This window comes from Ottowia thiooxydans DSM 14619 (assembly GCF_000422885.1).
Lineage (GTDB): Bacteria > Pseudomonadota > Gammaproteobacteria > Burkholderiales > Burkholderiaceae_C > Ottowia > Ottowia thiooxydans.
The window spans coordinates 1-12,693 of record NZ_AUGX01000009.1 but is presented as its reverse complement, the minus strand read 5'-3'; the positions used below and the strand labels follow the sequence as shown (position 1 = coordinate 12,693).

Below are 12,693 nucleotides of genomic sequence, written 5' to 3'. Positions count from 1 at the left end.
CTTAATCCGCTGCTGCGGCGCCTTCGTCGATGTGTGAGCTCTCTGGTGCGTCGCCAGAAGTAGCCAGGGCCAGTTCTGCGGCTTCCGAGTCGGCGATTGCGCGGCGCTCTTCTTCGTCCATCTGGTCCTTGACCTTGCGTGCCTGGTGATAAGCCATGCCGGTACCGGCTGGGATCAAGCGACCCACGATGACGTTTTCCTTCAAGCCGCGAAGTTCATCGCGTTTGCCCATGATGGCGGCTTCAGTCAGCACGCGAGTCGTTTCCTGGAACGATGCCGCGGAGATGAAGCTGTCAGTGGACAACGAGGCCTTGGTAATACCCAGCAGCAAGTTGGTGTAGGTAGCTGCAAGCTTGCCATCGGCGCGCAAAGCGTCGTTGGTATCCAGCATTTCGCTGCGCTCCACCTGCTCGCCGGCGATGTAACGGGAATCGCCAGAGTTCTCGACCACCACACGACGCAGCATCTGGCGAACGATCACCTCGATGTGCTTGTCGTTGATCTTCACGCCCTGCAAGCGATACACGTCCTGCACTTCATCAACGATGTAGCGCGCCAACTCTTCCACGCCCAACAGACGCAGAATGTCTTGCGGATCGGCCGGGCCGTCGACCACTGATTCGCCCTTGTTGACCACCTGACCTTCGTGCACCAGGATGTTCTTTTCCTTGGGAATCAGTTCGTCCCAGACTTTGCCATCAGGGTCGGTGATCTGCAGACGGACCTTGCCTTTGGTTTCCTTACCGAAGGACACCGTACCGGTGATCTCGGCCAGCATACCCTTGTCTTTAGGACTGCGGGCTTCGAACAGCTCGGCCACACGCGGCAAGCCGCCCGTGATGTCTCGAGTCTTCTGACCTTCAACTGGAATACGCGCCAGCACTTCGCCTGGGCCCACGCCCTGGCCATCGCGCACCTGAATCAGCGCACCGACCTGGAAGCCAATCGTCACCGAGTGGTCTGTACCTGGGATCTTGACTTCGTTGCCACCGGCATCCACCAGTTTGACCTGAGGACGCACGATCTTGGCGGAGCCACGGCGCTTGGGATCGATCACCACGAGGGTCGACAGGCCAGTGACCTCGTCCACCTGCTTGGCAACCGTGAGGCCCTCTTCCACGTTCTCGAAACGCACCTCACCGGCGAATTCCGTGATGATTGGGCGTGTCAGCGGATCCCAGTTGGCCAAAATAGTGCCAGCCTTCATCTGCTGATCGGCTTTCACCGTCAACGTAGCGCCGTAAGGCACTTTGTGACGCTCGCGCTCGCGACCATGTTCGTCGTGAACAACGATCTCGCCGGAACGGGAAATCACAACCAACTCGCCCTTGCTGTTGGTCACGTAGCGCATGGTCGGGTTGAACCCGATGAAACCATTGCTCTTCGCTTCCACGCTAGAGGCCACTGCTGCACGCGATGCCGCGCCACCGATGTGGAACGTACGCATGGTCAGCTGCGTGCCTGGCTCGCCGATCGACTGCGCAGCAATCACGCCCACAGCCTCACCCATGTTCACCAAGCCGCCACGGCCCAGATCGCGGCCATAGCATTTCGCGCAGATGCCGAAACGGGTGGCGCAGGTGAGCGCAGTGCGCACGCGCACTTCGTCGATACCAGCTGCTTCCAGCTCGTCGATGGTGTCTTCGTCCAGCATCTGGCCGGCTTTGATCACGACTTCTTGCGTTTCGGGGCTGATCAGATCCTCAGCTGCCGTACGACCCAGGATGCGATCGCGCAATGATTCAATGACCTCACCACCCTCAACGATGGCGCGCATGACGGAACCGTCGCTCGTACCGCAATCAATTTCGGTGACCACGAGATCCTGCGTCACGTCGACCAAGCGGCGTGTCAGGTAACCCGAGTTCGCCGTTTTCAGCGCGGTATCGGCCAAGCCTTTACGTGCACCGTGCGTCGAGATGAAGTACTGAAGCACGTTCAGGCCTTCGCGGAAGTTCGCCGTAATAGGCGTCTCGATGATCGAGCCGTCAGGCTTGGCCATCAAGCCGCGCATACCTGCGAGCTGGCGAATCTGCGCTGCAGAACCGCGAGCACCGGAGTCGGCCATCATGTAGATGGAGTTGAAGGACTCCTGATCCACTTCGTTGCCGTGGCGGTCTGTGGTCTTTTGCTTGGCCAACTGAGCCATCATGACCTTGGAGACTTCGTCACCGGCCTTGCCCCAGATGTCCACCACCTTGTTGTAGCGCTCGCCAGCTGTCACGAGACCAGAGACGTACTGCTGCTGGATCTCTTTGACTTCGCCTTCGGAGCGCTCGATGATGCCCTGCTTCTCAACCGGCACCAACATGTCGTCAATGGCGATGGAGATACCAGCGCGCGTGGCCAGGCGGAAGCCGTTTTGCAGCAGCTTGTCTGCGAACACCACGGTTTCCTTCAGACCACACTTGCGGAACGAAGCGTTGATGAGGCGCGAAATTTCTTTCTTCTTCAGCGCCTTGTTCATCAGCGCGAAAGGAAGACCTTTAGGCAGAATTTCGGACAACAAAGCGCGGCCGACGGTGGTGTCGACCAGGCTGGTGGTGGGCACGAACTCTTCCGTGACCTTGTCTTTGTTCCACTCGGTCAGGCGCACGCTGATCTTGGCAGCGAGCTCAACCGCATTGCCGTCAAGGGCGCGCTGCACTTCACCGATGTCGGAGAAGATCAGGCCTTCGCCTTTGGCGTTGATGCGCTCGCGGCTCGTGTAGTAAAGACCCAGCACAACGTCTTGCGAAGGCACGATGGAAGGTTCGCCCGAAGCAGGGAACAGCACGTTGTTGGAGGCGAGCATCAGTGTGCGCGCTTCCATTTGTGCTTCCACCGACAGCGGAACGTGGACAGCCATCTGGTCACCGTCGAAGTCGGCGTTGAAAGCCGCGCAAACCAACGGGTGCAGCTGAATAGCTTTACCTTCGATCAGAATGGGCTCAAACGCCTGAATGCCCAGGCGGTGCAGCGTTGGAGCGCGGTTCAGCAGGATCGGGTGCTCAGTGATGACCTCTTCCAGGATGTCCCACACCACCGGCGTGCCGGATTCAACTTCTTTCTTCGCCGCCTTGATGGTGTTGGCGATGCCCATGGCTTCCAGGCGAGCGAAGATGAAGGGCTTGAACAGCTCCAGCGCCATCAGTTTGGGCAAGCCGCACTGATGAAGTTTGAGCGTTGGGCCCACGGTAATCACAGAACGGCCGGAGTAATCGACGCGTTTGCCCAGCAAGTTCTGACGGAAACGACCGCTCTTGCCTTTGATCATGTCGGCCAGCGATTTCAGAGCGCGCTTGTTGGCGCCCGTCATAGCCTTGCCACGGCGACCGTTGTCCAGCAGCGAATCCACCGCTTCTTGCAACATGCGCTTCTCGTTGCGCGCAATGATTTCCGGCGCCTTGAGCTCCAGCAATCGGCGCAGACGCGAGTTGCGGTTGATCACGCGGCGATAGAGGTCGTTCAGATCGGAGGTGGCGAAACGGCCGCCATCCAGCGGCACCAGTGGACGCAGATCTGGCGGCAGAACCGGCAGCACGTCGAGCACCATCCACTCGGGCTTGATGCCCGATTTCTTGAACGCTTCCAACACCTTCAGGCGTTTGGAGTTCTTCTTGACCTTGACTTCGGAACCGGTGAGGTCGCCGCGCAGTCTTTCGATCTCGATGTCGAGGTCGATGCCTTGCAGGAGGTCCTTGATGCCTTCGGCGCCCATGCGTGCGATGAATTCATCACCGTACTCTTTGCGCTTGGCGTCGTAGTCGTCTTCGCTCATGATGCCGAATTTCTTCAGCGGTGTCATGCCGGGATCGGTCACGACGTAAGCTTCGAAGTACAGCACGCGTTCGATATCGCGCAGTGTCATGTCCAGCACCAGGCCGAGACGCGAAGGCAACGATTTCAGGAACCAGATGTGAGCACAAGGAGCGGCCAGATCGATGTGGCCCATGCGGTCGCGGCGCACCTTGGTCTGGGTCACTTCAACGCCGCATTTCTCGCAGATCACACCGCGATGCTTCAGGCGCTTGTACTTGCCGCACAGGCATTCGTAGTCCTTGATCGGGCCAAAGATCTTGGCGCAGAACAGGCCGTCACGCTCAGGCTTGAAAGTACGGTAGTTGATGGTTTCCGGCTTCTTCACTTCACCGAAAGACCACGAACGGATCTTCTCCGGCGAAGCCAGACCGATGCGGATGGCATCAAAATGCTCATCCGGCGTGAATTGCTTGAACAGGTCGAGTAGTGATTTCATTTGACTCTTTCCCTTTCAAAATTAAGAACGCTCGAGCTCGATGTCGAGCCCCAGTGAGCGAATTTCTTTGACCAGCACGTTGAACGATTCGGGCATGCCCGCTTCGATTGAGTGCTCGCCCTTGACGATGCTTTCGTACACCTTGGTACGGCCTTGCACGTCGTCGGACTTGACGGTGAGCATTTCCTGCAGGGTGTAGGAGGCGCCATACGCTTCCAATGCCCAAACCTCCATCTCCCCGAAACGCTGGCCACCGAACTGGGCTTTACCGCCAAGTGGTTGCTGCGTCACAAGCGAGTACGGTCCGGTGGAACGTGCATGCATCTTGTCATCGACCAAGTGGTGCAGCTTCAAGAAGTGCATGTAGCCCACAGTGGTGCAGCGGTCGAACGCGTCGCCGGTGCGGCCATCGAACAAATTGGCTTGCGTGCGGGTGGCGGTCAGGCCTTTGGCCTTGGCAGCTTCATCCGGGTAAGCCAATTTCAGCATGGAGCGGATTTCATCTTCCGATGCACCATCGAACACAGGCGTTGCGAACGGAACACCGTTCGACAGGTTGCCTGCCATCTCGATGATTTCTTCATCGCTCAGCTTGCCCAAGTCTTCCTTGCGGCCAGTGCTGTTGTAGAGCTCTTCCATGAACTCACGCAGCTTGGCAACACGGCCTTCAGCTTGCAGCATGTCGTTGATGCGCTGACCAATACCCTTACCGGCCCAGCCGAGGTGAACCTCAAGCACCTGACCCACGTTCATCCGCGAAGGCACGCCCAGCGGGTTGAGCACGATGTCGACTGGAGTGCCGTCTGCCATGTGAGGCATGTCTTCGACCGGAACGATCTTGGACACGACACCTTTGTTACCGTGGCGGCCGGCCATCTTGTCACCAGGTTGCAGACGACGCTTGACGGCCAGGTACACCTTGACCATCTTCAGCACGCCAGCAGGCAACTCGTCGCCTTGCGTCAACTTCTTGCGCTTTTCCTCGAATGCGAGGTCGAAGCTATGGCGTTGCTGCTCAATGGAGGCTTTGATGCTCTCCAGTTGTGCGGCCACGTCGTCTTCAGCGGGACGAATATCGAACCAGTGGTATTTGTCGACAGACGCCAAATAGGCTTTGTCGATCTTGGCACCTTTGGCAATACGGTTCGGACCGCCGTTGGCAGTCTTGCCGTTCAACAGCTTCTCAATACGATCGAAGGCGTCAGCCTCGACGATGCGCAACTGGTCGTTCAGGTCGAGACGGTAGCGCTTGAGTTCATCGTCGATGATCTGCTGGGCGCGCTTATCGCGTTGAATGCCTTCGCGTGTGAACACCTGAACGTCGATCACGGTGCCTTGAGAGCCCTGATTCACGCGCAGCGAAGTGTCTTTGACGTCAGAAGCTTTCTCGCCGAAGATGGCGCGGAGCAGCTTCTCTTCAGGGGTCAGCGTGGTTTCGCCCTTTGGCGTGACCTTGCCGACCAGCGTGTCGCCAGGCTGCACTTCAGCGCCGACATAAATAATGCCGGATTCATCAAGGCGGTTGAGCTGCTGCTCTGCCAGGTTCGGGATGTCCCGTGTGATTTCCTCGGCACCCAGCTTGGTGTCGCGCGCCATCACCACCAGTTCTTCGATGTGAATGGAGGTGTAGCGGTCTTCCGCCACAATGCGCTCACTGATCAGGATCGAATCCTCGAAGTTGTAGCCGTTCCATGGCATGAAGGCGATCAGCATGTTCTGGCCGATGGCGATTTCACCCAGATCAGTGGAGGCGCCGTCAGCGATGACATCACCCTTGGTCAGCTTGTCGCCCTTCTTGACGATGGGGCGCTGGCTGATGTTGGTGTTCTGGTTGGAACGCTGGTATTTGATGAGGTTGTAGATGTCTACGCCCACTTCACCTGCAACCGCTTCGCCGTCGTTCACGCGGATCACGATACGAGTGGCGTCCACATAATCGACCACACCGCCGCGGCTGGCTGTCACCACAGTGCCGGAGTCAACTGCCGCGACGCGCTCAATGCCCGTGCCGACCATCGGTTTTTCCGGACGCAGAACAGGCACGGCCTGACGCGACATGTTGGCGCCCATCAGCGCTCGGTTCGCATCATCGTGTTCCAGGAATGGAACCAGCGATGCCGCTACCGATACGATCTGAGCTGGCGACACGTCCATGTACTGAACGCGCTCAGAGCCAACCAGAATGGAATCACCATTCTCGCGGGCAGACACCAGATCACCTGTCAACAGGCCGTCTTTGTCGAGCGTGGCGTTAGCCTGAGCGATGACGTATTTGCCTTCTTCGATGGCAGACAGGTAATCGATCTCGTTGGTCACCTTGGCTTCGATCACCCGACGGTACGGGGTTTCGATAAAGCCGTATTCATTCAACCGGGCGTACAGCGCCAGGGAGTTGATCAGGCCAATGTTTGGACCTTCAGGTGTTTCAATTGGGCAGACGCGTCCGTAATGCGTGACGTGAACGTCGCGCACTTCGAAGCCTGCGCGCTCGCGCGTCAAACCGCCCGGGCCAAGAGCCGATACGCGGCGCTTGTGGGTGATTTCGGCCAGCGGGTTGGTCTGGTCCATGAACTGGCTGAGCTGCGAAGCGCCAAAGAACTCTTTCAACGCGGCCGAGATTGGCTTGCTGTTGATCAGGTCATGCGGCATCAAAGGCTCTTGCTCGGCTTGGCCCAGACGCTCTTTCACAGCCTTCTCAATACGAGCCAGGCCAGTGCGGTACTGGTTTTCAGCCAATTCGCCGACGCAGCGAACACGGCGGTTGCCCAAGTGATCGATGTCATCGACCTCACCACGGCCGTTGCGCAACTCAACCAGGATCTTGACCACAGCCAAGATGTCTTCGTTGGTCAGCACCATGGGGCCGGTGGAATCTTCGCGGCCCACCTTGGCGTTGAACTTCATACGGCCCACGCGCGACAGATCGTAGGTGTCCGGGTTGTAGAACAGGCGTTGGAACAGAGCCTGCACAGCGTCTTCTGTCGGTGGTTCGCCAGGGCGCATCATCCGGTAAATGGCGACGCGGGCTGCGAACTCATCCACGGTCTCGTCCGCGCGCAAGGTCTGCGACATGTACGCGCCTTGGTCGAGTTCGTTGGTGTAGATGCACTGCAGGTCTTGCACGCCGGCCTCGCGCAGCTTCTTCAGCAGCGCTTCGGTCAACTCGTCGTTGGCCTTGGCAATGATCTCGCCGGTATCGCCATCAACCACGTTCTTGGCGACCACACGGCCCACCAGGAAGTCTTCAGGCACGCTGATGTGCGTGGTGCCCGATTGCTCCATCTCGCGTGTGTGGCGCGCGGTAATGCGCTTGTCCTTGGCGACAATGACGGTGCCGGTTTTGTCAGTGATGTCAAAACGCGCCACTTCGCCTTTGATGCGATCGGCGATGAACTCCATCTGCGCGCCGCTGTCCATCAAACGGAAATTGTCGTTGACGAAGAAGTTCGCCAGGATGGACTCGGGGTTGAGACCGATGGCCTTGAGCAGAATGGTGACCGGCATCTTGCGGCGGCGGTCAACACGGAAGAACAGGATGTCCTTGGGATCGAATTCGAAATCGAGCCAGGAACCACGGTAAGGAATGATCCGAGCCGAAAACAGCAGCTTGCCCGAGCTGTGGGTCTTGCCCTTGTCATGTTCGAAGAACACGCCAGGCGAACGGTGCAACTGGCTGACAATCACGCGCTCAGTACCGTTGACGATGAACGAGCCTTTATCAGTCATCAGGGGCACTTCGCCCATGTAGACTTCTTGCTCTTTCACTTCTTTCACCACTTTGGATTGCGAAGTGGACGACTCACGGTCATAAATGATGAGTTGCACGCGAGCGCGCACTGCGGACGAGAAGGTCAAGCCACGCGTCTGGCATTCGCGCACATCAAATGCGGGTTTGGCCAGGTTGTACTCAACGAACTTCATTTCCACGAAGCCGTTGTGCGAGACGATCGGGAACGCAGATTCGAATGCGGCTTGCAGGCCATCATGCGTGCGCTTTTTAGGCGACGTGCCAGCCTGCAGGAAGGCGGTATAGGCGTCCTTTTGCATTTGCAGCAGGTAAGGCACCTCGAGGACGCTGTCGCGGCTTCCAAAGCTCTTGCGGATGCGTTTTCGTTCGGTAAATGAGTAGGCCATGTAATCTCCGGGCAAAGAGGATGAGTCCTGGACATCTGGCGACTGGAGACAGCGGGCCTCGTTAAAAGCTCGCGTTGCTTGGTGGCTGGCCACTACCAGCCGATGGCGGACGACCGCGCATTGCACGCGGTCCGAACCAAGTCGCCTTCTGCAGTCGAGTCAGAAGACACTTGAAAACCGTCTTGAAAGCCGGTTTTCAGGTGTGCTCTGAAAGAGCTAAAGGCTGACCTTCGCAGGTCAGCCTTCGCAGCGCTAAATCCCAGTTCAACAAGTGATTGACATGAGATCGCGCTGCTTTCAAGTAAATTACTTGAGTTCGGCTTTCGCGCCAGCTTCTTCGAGCTTTTTCTTGGCGGCTTCGGCGTCAGCCTTGGACACGCCTTCTTTGACTGGCTTCGGTGCACCGTCAACCAGATCTTTGGCTTCTTTGAGGCCCAGACCAGTGATTTCGCGCACGGCTTTAATGACCGACACCTTGTTCGCGCCGACGTCCGTCAACTGAACGGTGAATTCGGTTTGCTCTTCAGCAACAGCAGCAGCACCGCCGCCACCAGCAGCAGGAGCGGCCATAGCGGCTGCGCTCACGCCAAATTTCTCTTCGATGGCTTTCACCAGGTCGTTGAGTTCCAAGACCGTCATGCTGTCCAGCGCGGTCAAAAATGCGTCTTTATCGAATGCCATGATAAATTTTTCCTAAAACAATTGATTGAGGTTGGCCGCGTATGCCTTAGGCAGCTGCGGGTTCGCCTTCGCTCTTTTTGGCCGCCAATGCACCCAACACCACGGCGGTGCGGGAAATAGGCGACATGAGCAAGCCACAAAGCTGAGCCAACAACACTTCCTTGGTAGGCGTGCTGGCCAGTTGCTTAACGCCGTTCGCGTCCAGGGCTTTGCCACCGAAAACACCAGCGCGAATTACCAACTTGTCGTTGGTTTTCGCGAAGTCCGCCACCACTTTCGCGGCGGCGACGGCGTCTTCAGAGAAGCCATAGATCAGCGGACCGGTCATCTGGTCGGACACTACCTCAAATGAGCTACCGGCGACAGCACGGCGAGCCAGTGTGTTTTTCAACACACTCAGGGCCACACCTTTGCTGCGCGCTTCGGAGCGCAGTTTGGTCATGTCAGCGACCGTGATGCCGCGGTATTCCGCCATCACAAGCGTTTGAGCTTTTGCGGCGAGGCTGGTCACATCTACGATGACCGCTTCTTTCTCACTGCGATTCAGACTCAAGGTCTACTCCTTCAAAATGCGTTGTTTGGATTGGCGACTACCGCCTCACCTCTTGAACGCGCCTCTCTTGCAGCGACCAACTGTTCAGGATAAAACCTTTTCAGCGGGTTCGCCATCTGCGCTGGCCGCCCTGAAAATTTCAGAGCAATTAAGCACGGCTTACGCCGTACGCCAGCGGTCTTGGATGGCCTGCCAATCCCCATTCAGGGACTAGCAGCCCACCACAACGGGCGGTGACTTTCTTTCGAAAATCACCGCCCGCATTTCTCATTAAGCGGCGATGGATTGTGTGTCGACGCGAACGCCCACACCCATCGTGCTCGACACCGCTACTTTGCGCAAGTAAACACCTTTGCTGGTAGCAGGTTTGGCTTTGTTCAATGCATCGATCAAAGCGGCCAGGTTACCCTGCAGCTTGTCGGATTCGAACGAACGCAGACCAATGGTGCCATGCACGATACCGGCTTTGTCGACACGGAACTGAACCTGACCGGCCTTGGCGTTTTTCACGGCGGTAGCCACATCAGGGGTCACGGTGCCAACCTTGGGGTTAGGCATCAAACCACGGGGGCCAAGAATCTGACCCAGGGTACCGACCACACGCATAGCGTCTGGGGCAGCGATCACGACATCGAAAGGCATGTCGCCAGCTTTAACCATGGCGGCCAGATCGTCCATGCCGACGATATCGGCGCCAGCGGCTTTGGCTTCTTCGGCCTTGGCGCCCTGTGCGAACACAGCCACGCGCTTGACCTTGCCAGTACCGTTAGGCAGCACCACGGCGCCACGCACAACTTGGTCAGACTTCTTGGCATCGATGCCGAGCTGCACAGCGACGTCGATGGATTCATCGAACTTGGCCGTGGCGTGCTCTTTGACAATCGCCAGGGCGTCAGTCAGGGCGTACAGCTTGGTGCTGTCGATCTTGCCTACTTGGGCTTTTTGTTTTTTGGTCAACTTAGCCATTTACACGCCCTCCACCGACACGCCCATGGAGCGAGCGGAACCGGCAATCGTACGAACAGCAGCATCCAGATCGGCGGCTGTCATGTCCTTCATTTTGGTCTTGGCGATTTCCTCGAGCTGAGCGCGAGTGATCTTGCCAACCTTGTCAGAGTTCGGCTTGGCCGAGCCCTTGTCGAGCTTGATGGACTTCTTGATCAGGACCGTCGCAGGTGGGGTCTTGATAATGAACGTGAAGCTCTTGTCTGCGAATGCAGTGATCACCACTGGCAATGGAAGACCTGGCTCGACACCTTGAGTCTGCGCATTGAATGCCTTGCAGAACTCCATGATGTTCAGACCACGCTGACCCAATGCTGGGCCGATGGGTGGGGATGGGTTGGCCTTACCAGCTGGCACTTGCAGCTTGATGAAGCCGACGATTTTTTTCGCCATGCTTTTTTCTCCTTACGGGTACGATCGTTCAGGCCTGTGGCACCAAACTCCCCGGGGTTGTCGACTCTAGTAAAAAACCACCTGGCGCAGAGTCAGAAAACGCCAGGCATCTAAAAATAACGCGGAGCCCTTGATCAGGCCTTTTCGATCTGAGCGAACTCGAGCTCCACCGGTGTAGCGCGACCAAAAATAGTGACCGACACACGCACTTTGCTTTTTTCGTAGTTGACCTCTTCGACCGTTCCATTGAAATCGGTGAAAGGACCTTCTTTGACGCGAACGTATTCGCCAACTTCGAATTCAACTTTGTGGCGCGGCTTCTCAGTGCCTTCCTGCATCTGGTTGACGATTTTCATGACATCGTCTTCAGAGATGGGCGCAGGACGGTTTTTAGCGCCGCCAACGAAGCCAGTCACTTTGTTGGTGTGCTTCACCAAGTGCCAGCTTTCATCGTCCATGACCATTTCCACCAGCACATAGCCAGGGAAGAATTTGCGTTCAGTGGTGCGTTTCTGGCCGTTTTTGATCTCAACCACTTCTTCAGTGGGAACCATGATGCGGCCAAATTTGGACTGCATGCCAGCACGGTTGATGCGCTCAATGATGTTGCGCTCAACAGCCTTTTCCATGCCCGAATAGGCATGAACAACATACCATTTCAGATCAGGATTGCTTGAAGTACTAGGCGGCAATTGCGTAACGGTATCAGACATCATTTCCTCCAGCCCAAAACCAGGTCGTACAACACCCACTCGAGCGTCTTATCTGTGAACCAGAGAAACAGCGCCATGACGACCGCAAAAGCAAACACAAAGGCCGTGGTCTGGAGCGTTTCTTTACGCGTTGGCCAGACCACCTTTTGCACTTCACGCCAGGAATCACGTCCAAAGGCAATCAGGCGCTTGCCAGATTCCGATGTGAAAAACACGATCACCGCCAACAAGAGCCCTGCAATCAGCGAGCCCCACTGGGCTACCGGACCTTGGTTTGCCAGCAAGTAGAACGCCGCGAGCGCGCCAATAACCAAAAGCGCAGCCAAACCCAGGCGAACCTTATCGGCGCTTGGGGTGACGGTTTCAACTTGAGTGCTTGCCATGTTGGGCGAATTTCGCTGCACCCCGTCAAGCGGGGTTCAAAACACAATGTAAAGACCTAGAACAACATCTAGCGAGAAAAACTCACTCAGGGCATACACCCTTCAGACCTGTCAAGTCTCTACCGCTCTTAACACACAAGCCCACCGAGTGATCGGCGGGCTTGAAGGGCCACTTTCAGGTGGCAGGGGCAGTAGGAATCGAACCTACAACCTTCGGTTTTGGAGACCGACGCTCTGCCAATTGAGCTATACCCCTACTAAAACTCTATCGCCTATTAAGCAATGATTTTGGCAACCACGCCAGCGCCAACGGTACGACCGCCTTCACGGATAGCGAAGCGCAAGCCTTCTTCCATGGCGATTGGAGCAATCAGTTTGACTGTGATGCTCACGTTGTCACCAGGCATCACCATTTCTTTGCCTTCTGGCAGTTCGATGGAGCCGGTCACATCCGTCGTACGGAAGTAAAACTGGGGACGGTAGTTGTTGAAGAAAGGCGTATGACGGCCACCTTCGTCTTTGCTCAGCACATACACTTCGCCGGTGAATTGCGTGTGTGGCTTGATCGAGCCTGGCTTGCACAGCACTTGGCCG

At 56.9% G+C, this 12,693-nt stretch carries 9 protein-coding genes and 1 tRNA gene; all 10 read right to left on the bottom strand.

Annotated elements, in window-relative coordinates:
• Position 1: 1 nt before the first annotated feature.
• Entirely contained in the window at positions 2 to 4,237 is a 4,236-nt protein-coding gene (gene rpoC, locus G518_RS0105885; protein WP_028601742.1) for a DNA-directed RNA polymerase subunit beta', read from the bottom strand.
• A gap of 21 nt (positions 4,238 to 4,258) precedes the next feature.
• Positions 4,259 to 8,371, bottom strand: a complete 4,113-nt coding sequence (rpoB, locus tag G518_RS0105880) for a DNA-directed RNA polymerase subunit beta (RefSeq protein WP_028601741.1) — start codon at positions 8,369 to 8,371, stop codon at positions 4,259 to 4,261.
• Between the two features lie 306 nt (positions 8,372 to 8,677).
• Positions 8,678 to 9,052 (bottom strand): 50S ribosomal protein L7/L12, encoded by a 375-nt coding sequence (gene rplL / locus G518_RS0105875; protein WP_028601740.1) that lies wholly within the window; start codon positions 9,050 to 9,052, stop codon positions 8,678 to 8,680.
• A 46-nt stretch (positions 9,053 to 9,098) separates the two neighbouring features.
• Positions 9,099 to 9,605, bottom strand: coding sequence for a 50S ribosomal protein L10 (rplJ, locus tag G518_RS0105870; RefSeq protein WP_028601739.1), 507 nt, complete (start codon positions 9,603 to 9,605; stop codon positions 9,099 to 9,101).
• A 270-nt stretch (positions 9,606 to 9,875) separates the two neighbouring features.
• The gene (gene rplA / locus G518_RS0105865; protein WP_028601738.1) at positions 9,876 to 10,571 is read right to left on the bottom strand and encodes a 50S ribosomal protein L1; all 696 of its coding nucleotides are present in this window, start codon (positions 10,569 to 10,571) and stop codon (positions 9,876 to 9,878) included.
• Complete coding sequence (gene rplK, locus G518_RS0105860; RefSeq protein ID WP_028601737.1) at positions 10,572 to 11,003, bottom strand: 50S ribosomal protein L11; 432 nt, start codon at positions 11,001 to 11,003, stop codon at positions 10,572 to 10,574.
• A 134-nt stretch (positions 11,004 to 11,137) separates the two neighbouring features.
• The gene (gene nusG, locus G518_RS0105855; RefSeq protein WP_028601736.1) at positions 11,138 to 11,716 is read right to left on the bottom strand and encodes a transcription termination/antitermination protein NusG; all 579 of its coding nucleotides are present in this window, start codon (positions 11,714 to 11,716) and stop codon (positions 11,138 to 11,140) included.
• Positions 11,716 to 12,099 carry a preprotein translocase subunit SecE gene (gene secE, locus G518_RS0105850; protein ID WP_028601735.1) on the bottom strand — a complete coding sequence of 128 codons (384 nt, stop codon included), beginning with the start codon at positions 12,097 to 12,099 and terminating at the stop codon, positions 11,716 to 11,718. The genes nusG and secE overlap by 1 nt, the downstream gene beginning before the upstream one ends.
• 180 nt (positions 12,100 to 12,279) lie before the next feature.
• Positions 12,280 to 12,355 (bottom strand) — tRNA-Trp (locus G518_RS0105845).
• A 19-nt stretch (positions 12,356 to 12,374) separates the two neighbouring features.
• A partial coding sequence (locus tag G518_RS34035) for an EF-Tu C-terminal domain-related protein (RefSeq protein ID WP_036593762.1) occupies positions 12,375 to 12,693 on the bottom strand: 319 nt, incomplete at its 5' end.

Coding starts and splice junctions, on each gene's coding strand:
- rpoB (WP_028601741.1), bottom strand. CDS start 8,371: ATGGCCTACTCATTTACCGAACGAAAACGCATCCGCAAGAGCTTTGGA.
- secE (WP_028601735.1), bottom strand. CDS start 12,099: ATGGCAAGCACTCAAGTTGAAACCGTCACCCCAAGCGCCGATAAGGTT.
- rplK (WP_028601737.1), bottom strand. CDS start 11,003: ATGGCGAAAAAAATCGTCGGCTTCATCAAGCTGCAAGTGCCAGCTGGT.
- rplA (WP_028601738.1), bottom strand. CDS start 10,571: ATGGCTAAGTTGACCAAAAAACAAAAAGCCCAAGTAGGCAAGATCGAC.
- rpoC (WP_028601742.1), bottom strand. CDS start 4,237: ATGAAATCACTACTCGACCTGTTCAAGCAATTCACGCCGGATGAGCAT.
- rplL (WP_028601740.1), bottom strand. CDS start 9,052: ATGGCATTCGATAAAGACGCATTTTTGACCGCGCTGGACAGCATGACG.
- nusG (WP_028601736.1), bottom strand. CDS start 11,716: ATGTCTGATACCGTTACGCAATTGCCGCCTAGTACTTCAAGCAATCCT.